14 protein-coding genes are annotated in these 14188 nt (G+C 69.1%); 7 read left to right on the forward strand and 7 right to left on the reverse strand.

Translation table 11 applies throughout. The features are described from left to right. Window positions 1–131: 131 nt before the first annotated feature. Window positions 132–1385, reverse strand: a complete 1254-nt coding sequence (glyA, locus tag EV691_RS04445; RefSeq protein ID WP_131299974.1) for a serine hydroxymethyltransferase — start codon at window positions 1383–1385, stop codon at window positions 132–134. 315 nt (window positions 1386–1700) lie between these two features. Here glyA and ettA point away from each other — a divergent pair, with 315 nt between their 5' ends. Then, entirely contained in the window at window positions 1701–3365 is a 1665-nt protein-coding gene (gene ettA, locus EV691_RS04450) for an energy-dependent translational throttle protein EttA (protein ID WP_131299977.1), read from the forward strand. Window positions 3366–3590: 225 nt separating this feature from the next. Here ettA and rhlB read toward each other — a convergent pair whose 3' ends face one another. From rhlB to EV691_RS04465, 3 genes are all read right to left on the reverse strand, one after another. Continuing rightward, window positions 3591–5078, reverse strand: a complete 1488-nt coding sequence (gene rhlB, locus EV691_RS04455) for an ATP-dependent RNA helicase RhlB (protein ID WP_207390237.1) — start codon at window positions 5076–5078, stop codon at window positions 3591–3593. A gap of 99 nt (window positions 5079–5177) precedes the next feature. Then, the gene (locus EV691_RS04460) at window positions 5178–6338 is read right to left on the reverse strand and encodes a dipeptidase (protein ID WP_131299983.1); all 1161 of its coding nucleotides are present in this window, start codon (window positions 6336–6338) and stop codon (window positions 5178–5180) included. Between the two features lie 25 nt (window positions 6339–6363). Further along, the gene (locus EV691_RS04465; RefSeq protein WP_089167327.1) at window positions 6364–7023 is read right to left on the reverse strand and encodes an alpha/beta hydrolase; all 660 of its coding nucleotides are present in this window, start codon (window positions 7021–7023) and stop codon (window positions 6364–6366) included. Window positions 7024–7158: 135 nt separating this feature from the next. Between EV691_RS04465 and EV691_RS04470 the strand changes: the two genes are divergently transcribed. Genes EV691_RS04470 through EV691_RS04480 form a run of 3 tightly spaced genes read left to right on the forward strand, consistent with a single transcriptional unit; the run spans window position 7159 to window position 9097 of the window. Next, entirely contained in the window at window positions 7159–7857 is a 699-nt protein-coding gene (locus tag EV691_RS04470; RefSeq protein WP_131299986.1) for a glutathione S-transferase family protein, read from the forward strand. Beyond that, window positions 7854–8132, forward strand: a complete 279-nt coding sequence (locus EV691_RS04475; protein WP_131299990.1) for a GIY-YIG nuclease family protein — start codon at window positions 7854–7856, stop codon at window positions 8130–8132. The genes EV691_RS04470 and EV691_RS04475 overlap by 4 nt, the downstream gene beginning before the upstream one ends. A 29-nt stretch (window positions 8133–8161) precedes the next feature. Beyond that, a complete protein-coding gene (locus EV691_RS04480) occupies window positions 8162–9097 on the forward strand; it encodes a glutathione S-transferase family protein (RefSeq protein WP_131299993.1) in 936 nt (311 codons plus the stop codon). Between the two features lie 18 nt (window positions 9098–9115). Here the strand turns inward: EV691_RS04480 and yejK are convergent, their stop codons facing one another. Continuing rightward, entirely contained in the window at window positions 9116–10126 is a 1011-nt protein-coding gene (yejK, locus tag EV691_RS04485) for a nucleoid-associated protein YejK (RefSeq protein WP_131299997.1), read from the reverse strand. Between yejK and EV691_RS04490 the strand changes: the two genes are divergently transcribed. Continuing rightward, window positions 10107–10457, forward strand: a complete 351-nt coding sequence (locus EV691_RS04490) for a hypothetical protein (protein ID WP_131300002.1) — start codon at window positions 10107–10109, stop codon at window positions 10455–10457. The two genes, yejK and EV691_RS04490, sit on opposite strands and share 20 nt — an antisense overlap. Before the next feature lie 201 nt (window positions 10458–10658). Here the strand turns inward: EV691_RS04490 and EV691_RS04495 are convergent, their stop codons facing one another. Both EV691_RS04495 and EV691_RS04500 read right to left on the reverse strand, forming a co-directional pair. Then, window positions 10659–11360 carry an HAD family hydrolase gene (locus tag EV691_RS04495; RefSeq protein ID WP_039805713.1) on the reverse strand — a complete coding sequence of 234 codons (702 nt, stop codon included), beginning with the start codon at window positions 11358–11360 and terminating at the stop codon, window positions 10659–10661. Window positions 11361–11464: 104 nt separating this feature from the next. Continuing rightward, window positions 11465–12376, reverse strand: a complete 912-nt coding sequence (locus EV691_RS04500; protein WP_131300006.1) for a LysR family transcriptional regulator — start codon at window positions 12374–12376, stop codon at window positions 11465–11467. 105 nt (window positions 12377–12481) lie between these two features. Between EV691_RS04500 and EV691_RS04505 the strand changes: the two genes are divergently transcribed. Next, window positions 12482–13294 (forward strand): DODA-type extradiol aromatic ring-opening family dioxygenase, encoded by an 813-nt coding sequence (locus EV691_RS04505; RefSeq protein WP_131300009.1) that lies wholly within the window; start codon window positions 12482–12484, stop codon window positions 13292–13294. A gap of 22 nt (window positions 13295–13316) precedes the next feature. Beyond that, complete coding sequence (locus tag EV691_RS04510; protein WP_131253323.1) at window positions 13317–14111, forward strand: SDR family NAD(P)-dependent oxidoreductase; 795 nt, start codon at window positions 13317–13319, stop codon at window positions 14109–14111. Window positions 14112–14188 lie beyond the last annotated feature (77 nt).

A 14188-nucleotide genomic window follows, 5' to 3' on the forward strand; every position in this document is an offset into this window, starting at 1 on the left:
CCGCCGGGGCCGGAGGCTGTTACAGGGGGCCACGGTGGGATTCGGCGGTGCAACGGCTTGCGCAGCGGGGGATGTGTGGCCCGCAACGAAAAAGCCCGGCGCTGGGCCGGGCTTTTCCTGACGGGCGGGGCTTACTTGCCGTACACCGGCAGGCGGGTGCAAACGGCCTTGACCTTCTCGCGCACGGCGTCGATCACCGCGGCGTTGTTAAGGTCGGCAAGGATGTCGCAGATCCAGCCGGCCAGCTCGCGGCATTCGGCTTCCTTGAAGCCGCGGGTGGTCACCGCCGGGGTGCCGATGCGCAGGCCGGAGGTGACGAAGGGCGAGCGCGGGTCGTTCGGCACGCTGTTCTTGTTCACGGTGATGAAGGCGCGGCCGAGGGCGGCGTCGGCGTCCTTGCCGGTGATGTCCTGCTTGATCAGCGACAGCAGGAACAGGTGGTTCTGGGTGCCGCCGGACACCACGTCGAAGCCGCGCTCGATGAACACCTGGGCCATGGCCTGGGCGTTCTTCACCACCTGCTGCTGGTATTCCTTGAATTCCGGCTGCAGGGCTTCCTTGAAGCACACCGCCTTGGCGGCGATCACGTGCTCCAGCGGGCCGCCCTGGGCGCCCGGGAAGACCGCGGAGTTGAGCTTCTTCTCGATCTCCTCGTTCCTGCGGGCGAGGATCAGGCCGCCGCGCGGGCCGCGCAGGGTCTTGTGGGTGGTGGTGGTGACCACGTCGGCGAAGGGCACCGGGTTGGGGTACACGCCGGCGGCGACCAGGCCGGCGACGTGGGCCATGTCGACGAACAGGTAGGCACCGACCTTGTCGGCGATGGCGCGGAAGCGCGGGAAGTCCAGCACCTGGGAGTAGGCGGAGAAGCCGGCGACGATCATCTTCGGCTTGTGCTCGACGGCCAGGCGCTCAACTTCGTCGTAGTCGATCAGGCCGTTGCCGTCGATGCCGTACTGCACGGCGTGGTACAGCTTGCCGGAGGAGGACACGCTGGCGCCGTGGGTCAGATGGCCGCCGTGGGCCAGGCTCATGCCGAGGAGGGTGTCGCCGGCATTCAGCAGGGCCAGGTAGACCGCGGCGTTGGCCTGCGATCCGGCATGCGGCTGGACGTTGGCGTAGTCGGCGCCGAACAGCTGCTTGGCGCGGTCGATGGCCAGCTGCTCGACGATGTCGACGTATTCGCAGCCGCCGTAGTAGCGCTTGCCCGGGTAGCCTTCGGCGTACTTGTTGGTGAGCACCGAACCCTGGGCCTCCATCACGGCGGGGCTGGTGTAGTTCTCGGAGGCGATCAGCTCGATGTGATCTTCCTGACGCTGGGCTTCTTGCTCCATGGCGGCGAACAGTTCGGCGTCGTAGCGGGCGAGGGTCAAATCACGGCTGAACATGGCAATCCCCTGGGTTCGGCTGGGCGGTAGATTCAAAGAGGGCGCGAATTCTACCCTATCCGCAGCAGGCCGGCACATGAAACGCGATCAACTGTGGAAGAGCCGGGCTCATCCGGCGGGTCGCGTCATCTCTCTTCCAGTAAAGCCGCTCGCCGCCCGGGGCGCCCCTCGTCTGGCTTGCCCAGCGCATTTCGGGTAGCTTTGCCGCCACGCGCGGGGGCCGGGCAGCCGGTGTCGCCGGAGCTGTCGCGGAGCGCCGTTCGGCCGCGCCCCCGCCTTCCCGTTTCCATTTCCTGGTCGAAACCAAGGTCATCCATGGCTCAATACGTCTACACCATGCATCGGGTCAGCAAGGTCGTGCCCCCGAAGCGTGAAATCCTCAAGGACATCTCCCTGTCGTTCTTCCCCGGCGCCAAGATCGGCGTGCTCGGCCTCAACGGCGCGGGCAAGTCGACCCTGCTGCGGATCATGGCCGGGGTCGACACCGAGTTCGACGGCGAGGCCCGGCCGATGCCCGGCATCAAGGTCGGCTACCTGCCGCAGGAGCCGCAGCTCGATCCGGAGAAGACCGTACGCGACATCGTCGAGGAGGCGGTGGGCGAGATCAAGCAGGCCCAGGCCCGCCTCGACGAGGTCTACGCCGCCTACGCCGAACCGGACGCCGACTTCGACGCGCTGGCCGCCGAGCAGGCTAAGCTGGAGGCCATTCTCCAGGCGTCCGACGGCCACAACCTCGAGCGCCAGCTGGAAGTCGCCGCCGACGCCCTGCGCCTGCCGCCGTGGGAGGCGAAGATCGAGCACCTCTCCGGCGGCGAGAAGCGCCGCGTGGCGCTGTGCCGCCTGCTGCTGTCGGCCCCCGACATGCTGCTCCTGGACGAGCCGACCAACCACCTGGACGCCGACTCCGTGGCCTGGCTGGAGCATTTCCTCCACGACTTCCCCGGCACCGTGGTGGCGATCACTCACGACCGCTACTTCCTCGACAACGTCGCCGGCTGGATCCTCGAACTGGACCGCGGCCACGGCATCCCCTTCGAGGGCAACTACTCGCAGTGGCTGGAATCCAAGGCCGCCCGCCTGACCCAGGAAGCCAAGGCCGAGGCTGCCCACGCCAAGGCCATGAAGGCCGAGCTGGAATGGGTGCGCCAGGGTGCCAAGGCCCGTCAGGCCAAGTCCAAGGCGCGCCTGCAGCGTTTCGAGGAGATGCAGTCCCAGGAATTCCAGAAGCGCAGCGAGACCAACGAGATCTACATCCCGGCCGGTCCCCGTCTGGGCGACAAGGTCATCGAGTTCAGCCATGTGCGCAAGGGCTACGGCGACCGCGTGCTGATCGACGACCTGTCCTTCGCCCTGCCCAAGGGCGCCATCGTCGGGGTGATCGGCGGCAACGGCGCGGGCAAGTCGACCCTGTTCCGCATGATCCTCGGCCGGGAAACCCCGGACGCCGGTACCATCGACCTCGGCGACAGCGTGCAGGTCGCCAGCGTCGACCAGAGCCGCGACAGCCTGGACGGCAGCAAGACCGTCTGGGAGCAGGTCTCCGACGGATTCGACTCGATCCGCATCGGCAACTACGAGGTACCCTCGCGCAGCTACGTGGGCCGCTTCAACTTCAAGGGCGCCGACCAGCAGAAGTTCGTCAAGGACCTCTCCGGCGGTGAGCGCGGGCGCCTGCACCTGGCGCTGACCCTGAAGCAGGGCGGCAACGTGCTGCTGCTCGACGAACCGTCCAACGACCTCGACGTGGAAACCCTGCGCGCCCTGGAAGAGGCGCTGCTGGACTTCCCCGGCTCGGCCATCGTGATCTCCCACGACCGCTGGTTCCTCGACCGCATCGCCACCCACATCCTCTCCTACGAGGACGACTCCAGCGTGGTGTTCTTCGAGGGCAACTACACCGAGTACGAGGCCGACCGCAAGAAGCGCCTCGGCGACGCCGCCGCCCAGCCGCACCGGGTGCGCTACAAGAAGCTGGCGTAACCGTCGCGATACGCCGTACAGCAAAAAGCCCCGCGCCGAATGGCCGGGGCTTTTTGCTGGTGCCTGCGGGAGGGGATAACCCGTCGGGCGGCGGCGTGGCCCGGCCTCCGCTGGCGGGTTACACCCCCCTACGGGGTCGCCCGGACTGGTAGGGTGGATGGCCGGAGCCATCCACCACGGTGGACAAGCCTGCGGCGTTGTCCACCCTACGGGTTTGGCCAGGCTTCAGGAGTGGCGCGGCACCGGCTGGAGCAGTTCGGCCGGCGGCATCTCGCACTGGATCTTGCGACCGATCAGCGCCTCGATCGGCGGCAGGGCGAAGGCGTCGTCCTCGCCGGCGAAGCTGATCGAGGTGCCGCTCGAGCCGGCCCGGCCGGTGCGGCCGATGCGGTGCACGTAGTCGTCCGGATCTTCCGGCAGGGTGTAGTTGATCACGTGGCTGACAGCCTCGACGTGGATGCCGCGGCCGGCCACGTCGGTGGCCACCAGCACGCGGATCTTGCCCTCGCGAAAGCCCTCGAGGACCTTGATGCGCTTGTGCTGCGGCACGTCGCCGGACATCTGCGCGGCGCTGATGCCGTCCTTGGTCAGGCGTTCCTCGATGCGCCGCACCTCGTCCTTGCGGTTGGCGAACACCATCACCCGTTCCCAGTTGTTCTGGCTCACTAGGTTGTACAGCAGCCTGTACTTGTCGCTGCCGGCCACCGCGTAGACGTGCTGCTCGACGGTGTCGCTGGCGACCTGCTCCGGCTCGATCTCGACGATGGCCGGATCGACCGTCCACTGCTTGGCCAGATTCATCACGTCCTCGGTGAAGGTCGCCGAGAATAGCAGGGTCTGCCGTTCGCCCTTGTACGGGGTCTGGCGGATGATCTGTCGCACCTGCGGGATGAAGCCCATGTCGAGCATGCGGTCGGCTTCGTCCAGCACCATCACCTCGACCATGTCCAGGTGCACCTCGCCGCGCTGGTTGAAGTCCAGCAGGCGGCCGGGGGTGGCCACCAGGATGTCGCAGAACTTCTCCTCCAGCTGCTTGAGCTGCTTGTCGAAGTCCATGCCGCCGACGAAGCTCATCACGTTGAGGCCGGTGTAGCGGGTCAGCGCCAGGGCGTCCTTGGCGATCTGCACCACCAGCTCGCGGGTCGGCGCGATGATCAGCGCGCGCGGCTCGCCCATGTAGCGCTCCTTGGGCGGCGGGGTCTGCAGCAACTGGCTGATGATCGAGACGAGGAAGGCGGCGGTCTTGCCGGTGCCGGTCTGGGCGCGGCCGATGGCGTCCTGGCCCTTGAGGGTGTAGCCGAGCACCTGGGCCTGGATCGGCGTGCAGTAGGGGAAGCCGACGTCGTGGATGGCGTGCATCAGCCGCGGGTCGAGGGCGAAGTCGTGGAAGCGGGTCTTGCCCGGCACGGGCTCGACGACGAAGTCCTCCAGCCGCCATTCCGCCGCCGGCTTGCTCGGCGGCGGCTCGCGGCGCGGCCGCTCGACCCGGGGCTTGGCGGCCGCCTTGCGCTCGCCGGCGGGCTTGTCGGAAGAGGTCTTTTTGCCGGCGGGCTTGGTTTCGGTGCGGGGGGGCTTGGCTTTCTGCCGGGGCGGCTTGGGTGGGGTGGCGGGTGCGGCGGAGCGGGTGGCGGGGGCTGAAGCTGGCGTGTCGGCGACGACAGACGGTTGCGTCTGTTCGCCCATGCCTAGAAGTTTCTTGAGTGCCTTGAGCACGATTATCTCGTCGATAAAGGAGGAATGTATTGCCACCAGTGTAAAGCAAGACGCCGGTCCGGCGAAGGGTTGCCGACCGCGAGGTGCAGCGGTCGTCGGTTAGGGCAGGCTGGCCAGCAGCAGGCGGCGTACGTTGCCGCCCATGATCGCGGCGATCTCGGCCTCGTCGAAGCCGGCGGCGAGCAGGCCCTCGGTCAGTAGCGGCAGGCCGCTGGCGTCGAAGGCGGTGCGCACCGTGCCGTTGAAGTCCGAACCCAGCGCCACGTGTTCGACGCCGATCAGATCGGTGGCATGGCGGATCGCCCTGACGATGGCTGCCACCGAGGTGTCGCAGACGGCGATGTCCCAGAAGCCGATGCCGACCAGTCCGCCGTTGGCGGCGACGCGCCGCAACTGCTCGTCGGACAGGTTGCGGGTGCCCGGGCAGGTGCCCTGCACGCCGCTGTGGGAGACCAGCACGGGACGCCGGGCCATGGCCAGCACCTCGTCGATCACCGCGGGCGAGGCGTGGGCCAGGTCGATCAGCATGCGCTTGTCCTCCAGGCGCGCGATCACCTGACGACCGAAGGGGCTGAGGCCGCCCTTTTCCAGGCCGTGGGCCGAGCCGCCCACCTCGTTGTCGAAGTAGTGGGTGATCCCGGCGATGCGAAAGCCCGCGTCAAAGAGATGATCGAGGTTCTCCAGGCGGCCTTCCAGCGGATGCAGGCCCTCGGCGGCGAGCACGGCGGCGACCCGGCCGCGGTCGTTTGCGCGCTGCTCGAGAAAGGCCTGCAGTTCGGCCCGGCTGCGGATCGGCACCAGGCGCCCGTCGCTGGCGGCGGCCGTTTCGCGCAGGCGTCCGGCCTGGTACAGGGCGCGCTCGAACAGGCTGCTCCAGGTCGCCGGCGGCCAGCGCTGGGCGACGGCCAGCAGGGTGATGTCGTCGCTGTCGGCGGCGTTGCGCTCCTGGTTCAGCCCGTGCGGGCTCTTGGTCACGGCGGCGAACACCGTGAGCGCGACATTGCCCTCGAGCAGGCGCGGCAGGTCGCTGTGGCCGTAGTGCGCGCGTTCGAGCAGGTCGCGGTTCCACAGCAGCGCGTCGTTGTGCAGGTCGGCGACGAACAGGCGCTCGTGCAACTGGCGCGCCGCCGCGCCGACCGGGTAGGGCGGCGCCTTGGCCACGGCATTCAGGCGCCAGTCGGCCACGACCGGCACGAGGAAGAAGCCGCCCAGTCCGAGCAGGACGAGCAGCGGCAGGGCGATCGACAGTGTGCGCTTCATGGGGGCGTCCGTGCGGAACAGGGGCTCAGCGGGCCAGGCGCTCGGCGAGCCAGAGGCCGATGTCGTGGATCTCGTCGGCGATCACCTCGTGGCCCATCGGATACTCCTGCCACTCCACCGGCACGCCGCGGGCGGCGAGGGCGTCATGGGCGGCGCGGCCGAGGGCCGGCGGCACCACCTCGTCGTGGCGGCCGTGCAGGTGCAGCACCGGCAAGCGGGCCTGCTCCGCGTCGAGTTCGAGCCGGGTGAAGGTCGGCGCATAGGTGGAGAGCGCCAGCACGCCGGCCAGCGGGCCTTTCCAGCGCAGGAAGGCGGTATGCAGGACCACCGCACCGCCCTGCGAGAAGCCGGCGAGGACGATCCGCGCCGGGTCGATGCCGGCGACGCGCTGCGCCTCGATCAGCTCGATGACATGGCGCGACGATTCCTCCAGCTGGTCCTCGTCGATGGCCCGGGAGCTCGGGCTCATGGCGAGGATGTCGTACCAGCTGGGCATGCTCCAGCCGCCATTGATGGTCACCGGCCGGCTCGGCGCCTGCGGCAGGACGAAGCGCACGCTGCTCAGGCGGCGCTGCAGGAGGCGGGCGACCGGCTCGAAGTCGTGGCGGTCGGCGCCGAGGCCGTGCAGCCAGATGACGCAGGCATCGGCGGCGACCGGCGGTTCGAGGATCAGGGGTAGGGTCATGGTGGGCTCCGGGCTGTGCTCTGGCGCCAAGGGTACACAAGTTTGCCGCGCGGCTCCGCGCTTTGCCGCCGGCGATTGGAGATCGGCCGGATAATCGCCTACCCTCGCCCCAGACCCTTTCACCGGCCGGCCGCGATGATCGTCCTCTACCAGTTTCCCGCCGCCTTCGGCGTGCCCAACCCCAGTCCCTACTGCCTCAAGCTGGAGACCTTCCTGCGTCTGGCCGGCCTCGACTACCAGGTGCGCAGCGTCGGCAACCCACGCCGGGCGCCGAAGGGCAAGTTGCCCTACATCGAGCTGGACAGCGAGGCCATCGCCGACTCGGCGATCATCCAGCGGCGTCTCGCCGAGCGCTTTCCGCTGAACCTCGACGCCCATCTGGACGCCGCCGATCGGGGCCGGGCGCTGGTCATCACGCGGCTGTGCGACGAGCACCTGGCCCTGCTGCTGCTGTATTTCCGCTGGCTCGACGGCGAAGGCTGGCGGCAGGTCCGCAGCAGCTTCTTCGGCGGCCTGCCGGCGCCGCTGCGCCTGCTGCTGCCGTCCCTGGTACAGCGGCGGATGCGCCAGGCGCTGTGGGCCCAGGGCCTGGGGCGGCACAGTCCCGACGAGCTGCTGAGCTTCGCCCGCGAGGATCTGCAGGCGCTGGCCGACCTGCTCGGCGCGGCGCCGTTCTTCGGCGGCGAGCGGCCGTGCAGCGCCGACGCGGCGGCCTACGGCATTCTCGCCAACCTGCTGCTGTGTCTCCTGGATACCCCGCTGAACCGTCTGGCGCGCGAGTTCCCGCCGCTGCTGGCCTACTGCGAACGGCTGCGTGCGAGGGTCTGGGCATGAGCGCGGAACTGTCCCGACCCTGGTTCGTCTACCTGGTACGTGCCGCCAACGGCGCGCTCTACTGCGGCGTCAGCGACGATCCGCAGCGGCGCTTCGCCATGCACCAGCGTGGCCGCGGCGCGCGCTTCTTCCATACCAGCCCGGCCCGCGAGCTGGCCTATGTCGAGGCCTGCGCCGACAAGGGTGCCGCCCTGCGCCGCGAGCGGGCGATCAAGCGCCTGGCCAAGCCGGCCAAGGAAGCCCTGGTGGCCGCCGGCGCCGGCGACTGCCTGTAGCTACCCGATCCCCCCTGGAGAAAGCCGCGATGCACGAGCCCGTCCTGCACCATTACCCGAGTTCGCCGTTCGCCGAGAAGGTGCGCCTGATCCTCGGCTTCAAGCAGCTGTCCTGGCGTTCGGTGATCATTCCACGGGTGATGCCCAAGCCCGATCTGCTGGCTCTGACCGGCGGCTACCGGCGCACTCCGGTGCTGCAGATCGGCGCCGACATCTACTGCGACAGCGCGCTGATCGCCCATCGCCTGGAGGCGGAGAAGGCCTCGCCGCCGCTGCTTCCGGAAGGGCAGGCGTTCAACGTCGCCAGCCTCGCCGCCTGGGCTGACGGCCAACTGTTCCTGCACGCGGCGAGCCTGGCCTTCCAGGCCGAGGCGGTCGCCCAGCGCTTTGCCCAGTCGCCGCCGGGCGAACTCAAGGCCTTCGTCGCGGATCGCGCCGCGCTGTTCAGCGGCGGCACCTTCGATCGCCTGCCGCTGGAGCAGGCCCGCCAGCAGTGGCCGACCCTGATGGCGCGGCTGGAGCAGCAACTGTCGCACGCGGACGGCGACTACCTGTTCGGCGAACCCTCGCTGGCCGACTTCGCCGTGGCCCATTCGCTCTGGCTGCTGCGCGCCATGCCGCTCACCGCCGGGTTGGTCGACGCCTGGCCGGCGGTGGCCGCCTGGCTCGACCGGGTGCTGGGCTTCGGTCATGGCTCGTACAGCGAGCTGTCCGCTGCCGAGGCCATCGAGATCGCCCGCACGGCGACTCCGGCGCCGCTGCCGGCCGAGCCCGGCCTCGAGGGCAACGGCTGGCGCGTCGGCCAACAGGTGGCCGTCGCCGCCACCGACTACGGCGTCGACCCGGTGGAGGGCGAGCTGCTGCATGCCGGGCTCGAGGAGCTGATCCTGCGCCGCGAGGACCCGCGCGCCGGGCTGCTGCACGTGCACCTGCCGCGCCTGGGGTTTCGCGTCACCGGCCGCTGAGCCCGCGCGGGCAGCGGGTTACTGGTCCTTGCGGCGCTTGAGCTGGTCCTTCAACTGGCTCGGCAGCTGGCGGATGGTCAAGGTGTCGTGCGCCTCGTCGTACTCGACCCGCGAGCCGAGCAGGTGCGCCTCGAAGCTGATCGACAGGCCCTCGGCGCGCCCGGTGAAGCGGCGGAACTGGCTGAGCGTGCGCTTGTCCGGCGGGATCTCCGGCGACAGGCCGTAGTCCTTGTTGCGGATGTGCTCGAAGAAGGCCCGCGGGCGCTCCTCGTCGATCAGCCCGGACAGCTCCTCCAGGGCGATCGGCGCGCCGAGGCGGGCCTGGGTGCTGGCGTAGTCGACCAGTGCGCTGGTCTTCTCGCGGGCCTCTTCCTCGGCCAGCTCCTCGCTCTCGACGAAGTCGCTGAAGGCCTTGAGCAGGGTGCGCGTCTCGCCGGGCGCGTCGACGCCTTCCCGGCAGCCGATGAAGTCGCGGAAGTAGTCCGAGACCTTCTTGCCGTTCTTGCCCTTGATGAAGGAGATGTACTGCTTCGACTGCTGGTTGTTCTGCCACTCGGAGATATTGATCCGCGCGGCCAGGTGCAGCTGGGCGAGGTCCAGGTGCTTGGCCGGCGCGACGTCGAGGCTGTCGGTGACGGTCACCCCCTCGCTGTGGTGGAGCAGGGCGATGGCCAGGTAGTCGGTCATGCCCTGCTGGTAGTGGGCGAACAGCACATGGCCGCCGGTGGACAGGTTGGACTCCTCCATCAGCGCCTTCAGGTGCTCGACGGCCTGGCGGCTGAAGGCGACGAAGTCCCGGTTGCCCTCCAGGTAGCCGCTCAGCCAGCCGCTGAAGGGATAGGCGCCGGACTCTTCCTGAAACAGCCCCCAGGCCTTGCCCTGCTTGGCGTTGTAGCTGTCGTTGAGGTCGGCGAGCAGGTTCTCCAGGGCCTGCGACTCGGCCAGCGCCGAATCGCGGGCATGCAGCACGGCGGGGCTGCCGTCGGGTTTCTTGTCGATCAGGTGGACGATGCAGTGGCGTATCGGCACGGTGGTCTCGGACAGTGGAAAGAGGGACGCGGAAGTTTACCGGGGAGTGGCGCGGGTGTGGGGCGAGGCCCCGGCAAAAGCGCCGTGGGGATTTCTGGAGGGACTGGCGGCGGGTGGTTCGGCGGTATGTCTCGTAGCTCTGCGCATTCGCGCGGATCGTGCTTCACACAGCCTGAAAAGCCCGCGTCCTGCGGGCTTTTCGCTTTTTGCCTGCTTCCTATCGTCTTTTCTTGCGGTCCGCCAGCTGCTGCAGATGCTGCCAGGCCTGTTCCTGCGCAACGATCTCTTGCCGGTCCCATGGATCGTTCCGCGTACCGTCGAATTGATGTGACGCCCTCGCTCGCATCCCTCGATTCAAATACAGCCTCCGGCCAATCAGGGCGCAGCCCAACAGCGCAAGGATAAGAGTGGTACTGATCGTGAGCATCGGTCGCTCTCCATTGCGGGATGTTCCTTAACTGTAGCAGGCGGTCGCAAGGGGCTCGGCGGATGGAGGGAGATGGAACTGGTGCCCGGGGTAATGGGCGAATGTTCAGGCAGAGGTTTCGGCAGTTCTGAGGTAGCGCAATCTATCCACCAGCGCCGGCAACTCGCGCATGTCGTGCAGCAGGTGCTCGACGCCCAGTCCGCGTAGAACCTCGCCCTGCTCGGGGGGGATGTGGCTGGCGCCGAGGAAGCCGATCACCTGCATGCCGGCAGTCAGGGCGGCGGTCGCTCCGGTAGCGCTGTCTTCGACGACCAGGCAACGCTGCGGGTCCACGCCGGCCGTGCTGGCCGCCAGCAGGTAGACGTCCGGTGCCGGCTTGGGGTGCTTGACCAGGTCGGCGCTGAACACGCCCACGTCGACCCGCCCGGTCAGCCCGGTGCGCTCGAGCGCATGGCGCACTGCCTCGTGCTGGCTGTTGGAGGCGATCGCCAGGGGCAGGTCGATGGCGTGGAGCGCCTCGCGCACGCCGGCGATCGCCTGCACTTCGGCGCGGATGATTTCCTCGGCGCGGCGGCGCACGTTGGGATGGAAGTCCTCCGGCAGGTCGAGGCCGAAATGCATGGCGGCACGGGCGATGATTTCGCGGCTCTGCAGGCCGAAGGAGCCGTGGAGCTGCGCGTCCAGCTCGTGTTCCGGCACCAGCGCGGCGAGCGCCTCGCGGATCACGCGGCCGGTGATGATCTCGCTGTCGATCAGTACGCCGTCGCAGTCGCAGATCAGCAGGTCGATATGGCTGGTTCGATTCATGGGCAAGGGCCTCTTCGCATCGGGTTGTCGTTGTGCAAAGGGGCATCTAACCCTTGTAGTGGCGCGATGCGCAAGGCATCAGGACGCGCGTTCCGCCCCGCCGGTCAGCGCACCCACGCCGGGCGGGCGGCGAAGGCCTCGACCAGGTAGTCGAGCATCGCCCGGACCTTGGCCGGCGGACGGCGTTCGGGCGGGTAGAGGGCGTGGATGCCGCCCAGGGGATGCGGCGGGTGGTCGAACTCCAGGGGTACCAGCGCACCGCGCTCGAGGGCGTCGGCGACGATGAACAGCGGCTGGTAGATCAGCCCCTGGCCGCCGAGCGCGGCGGCCAGCAGGGCCTCGCCGTTGTTCGCCGCCAGGTCGCCGGAAACCGCCACGCGCACGCTGCCGTCGCGGCCGAAGGCCCACTCCCGGCGCCCGCCCCAGGACGACAGGGTGTAGCCCAGGCAGTTGTGCTGGCCCAGCTCGGCGATCCGCCGCGGCACCCCGCGCCGGTCGAGATAGTCCGGCGCGGCGCAGACCAGCATCGGGCAGTCGCCGAGGCGGCGCGCCTGCAGCGGACTGTCGGCGAGCCGGCCGATGCGCACCGCCAGGTCCCAGCGGCCCTCGATGAGATCGACCTGGCTGTCGGTCAGGCCCAGCTCGATGCGCACCGCCGGATGGCGGCAGGCGAAGGCCGGCAGCAGCGGGGCGATGAAGCGGTTGCCGAAGCTCAGCGGCACGTTCATGCGCAGCAGGCCGCTGGCCTCGACCCGCTGCGAGAGCAGAGCCGCCTCGGCCTCGTCGAGTTCGCCGAGGAGGCGCTGGCAGGTCTCCAGGTACTGGCTGCCGGCGTCGGTGAGGACCAGGCGCCGGGTGCTGCGCTGGAACAGCTTGAGGCCGAGGCGCCGCTCCAGGGCGTCCACATGCTTGGTCGCCATGGCCGGCGACATCTCCAGCTGGCGGGCGGCGGCGGACAGGCTGCCGGCGCTGGCGGCGCGGACGAAGACACGCATGCCGGTGATGCGGTCGAGCATGATGATTTCCTACTTTTGGTGAGAACTGCTGCTGCGGATTGGCAGATTATCCGTTGCCAGGCGTAGGTCCATACTCCTTGCCATCTGCCGCCGAGGAGTCTGCCCATGTCCGCCCGCGAAGCCATCCAGCCGACCCTGTTCGTGCCCCACGGCGCCGGTCCCTGCTTCTTCATGGACTGGAATCCGCCGGATGCCTGGAACGCCATGGCCGCTTTCCTGAAGGGAGTGGTCGGCACGCTGCCGCAGCCGCCGCGGGCGATCCTGATGGTTTCGGCGCACTGGCTGGAGGCGGAGTTTGCCGTCACAGCCGCCCGCCAGCCGGGGCTGATTTACGACTACTACGGCTTTCCGCCGCACACCTACGAGCTGCGCTATCCCGCGCCCGGCAATCCGGTGCTGGCCACGCGGGTCGCCGGATTGCTCGGTGCGGCGGGTTTGCCCAGCCGGCAGGATGCGGAGCGCGGCTTCGACCACGGCATGTTCATTCCGCTGAAGCTGATGTTCCCCGCCGCCGAGATCCCGGTGGTGCAGCTGTCGCTGCGCGGGGACCTCGACCCGCAGGCACACCTCGACGCCGGCCGTGCGCTGGCGCCGCTGCGGGGGGAGGGCGTGCTGATCGTCGGCAGCGGCATGAGCTTCCACAACATGCGCGGCTACGGCGACCCGCATTTCGGCCCGGTGTCCGATGAGTTCGACCAGTGGCTGACCGCCACGATGGAGGCCGGGCCGGCAGAGCGTGCGGCGCGTCTGGCGCACTGGGATGAGGCGCCGGCGGCGCGGCTCTGCCATCCGCCGCGTGCCGAGGAGCACCTGCTGCCGCTCATGGTGGTCGCCGGCGCGGCGGCCGACGGAAGCGGCCGGCGGGTGTTCTCCGACCGGGTGCTGGAAACCACCCTGTCCGCCTTTCGTTTCGACTAATCACAACACAAGGAGATTGCCCATGATCATCGACCTGTCCGGCAAGACTGCCCTCGTCACCGGCTCCACTGGCGGCATCGGCCTGGCCATCGCCCGCGGGCTGGCCGAGGCCGGCGCCACCGTCATCGTCAACGGCCGCGAGCAGTCCCGGGTCGACGCGGCGCTGGCGCAGCTGCGCGATACGAAGGGCGGCGCCTCGGCCCGCGGCGTGGCCTGCGACCTGGGCACGGCCGCCGGCTGCCAGGCGCTGATCGCCGCCGAGCCGGAAGCCGACATCCTGGTCAACAACCTCGGCATCTATGGCGCCAAGGAGTTCTTCGAGATCGGCGACGAGGAGTGGGAGGAGATCTTCCAGGTCAACGTGATGAGCGGCATCCGCCTGTCGCGCCATTACGCCAGGGGCATGCAGGCCCGCGGCTGGGGGCGCATCCAGTTCATCTCCAGTGAGTCGGCGCTGAACATCCCCAGCGAGATGGTCCACTACGGGGTCAGCAAGGCGGCGCTGCAGGGCGTCTCGCGCGGCCTGGCCAAGGTGCTGGCCGGCAGCGGGGTGACCGTCAATAGCATCCTGCCGGGGCCGACGCGCACCGAGGGAGTGATCGCCTTCATCGGCGAGATGGCCCGCCAGGAGGGCGTCACCCCCGAGGAAATGGAGCGGCTGTTCATCCAGCGCCATCGTCCGTCGAGCCTGCTGCGGCGCTTCGCCGAGCCCGCGGAGGTCGCCCACCTCTGCGTCTACGCCGCCTCGCCGCAGGCCAGCGCCACCACCGGCGCGGCGCTGCGGGTGGAGGGCGGGATCGTCGAGAGCATCGCCTGAACAGGTTCCAAGCCAAGGCGCCGGAGGATTGCCAGCAGGGGCGGGGAAGTGCCATGGTTCGCGGCTTTCCCATTCCC

Origin of the sequence: Azotobacter chroococcum (assembly GCF_004339665.1) — a bacterium.
Lineage (GTDB): Bacteria > Pseudomonadota > Gammaproteobacteria > Pseudomonadales > Pseudomonadaceae > Azotobacter > Azotobacter chroococcum.

Coding starts and splice junctions, on each gene's coding strand:
- EV691_RS04470 (WP_131299986.1), top strand. CDS start 7,159: ATGATCGTCCTCTACCAGTTTCCCGCCGCCTTCGGCGTGCCCAACCCC.
- EV691_RS04505 (WP_131300009.1), top strand. CDS start 12,482: ATGTCCGCCCGCGAAGCCATCCAGCCGACCCTGTTCGTGCCCCACGGC.
- EV691_RS04460 (WP_131299983.1), bottom strand. CDS start 6,338: ATGAAGCGCACACTGTCGATCGCCCTGCCGCTGCTCGTCCTGCTCGGA.
- EV691_RS04475 (WP_131299990.1), top strand. CDS start 7,854: ATGAGCGCGGAACTGTCCCGACCCTGGTTCGTCTACCTGGTACGTGCC.
- EV691_RS04490 (WP_131300002.1), top strand. CDS start 10,107: ATGCAGTGGCGTATCGGCACGGTGGTCTCGGACAGTGGAAAGAGGGAC.
- EV691_RS04495 (WP_039805713.1), bottom strand. CDS start 11,360: ATGAATCGAACCAGCCATATCGACCTGCTGATCTGCGACTGCGACGGC.
- glyA (WP_131299974.1), bottom strand. CDS start 1,385: ATGTTCAGCCGTGATTTGACCCTCGCCCGCTACGACGCCGAACTGTTC.
- EV691_RS04480 (WP_131299993.1), top strand. CDS start 8,162: ATGCACGAGCCCGTCCTGCACCATTACCCGAGTTCGCCGTTCGCCGAG.
- EV691_RS04510 (WP_131253323.1), top strand. CDS start 13,317: ATGATCATCGACCTGTCCGGCAAGACTGCCCTCGTCACCGGCTCCACT.
- ettA (WP_131299977.1), top strand. CDS start 1,701: ATGGCTCAATACGTCTACACCATGCATCGGGTCAGCAAGGTCGTGCCC.
- EV691_RS04465 (WP_089167327.1), bottom strand. CDS start 7,023: ATGACCCTACCCCTGATCCTCGAACCGCCGGTCGCCGCCGATGCCTGC.
- EV691_RS04500 (WP_131300006.1), bottom strand. CDS start 12,376: ATGCTCGACCGCATCACCGGCATGCGTGTCTTCGTCCGCGCCGCCAGC.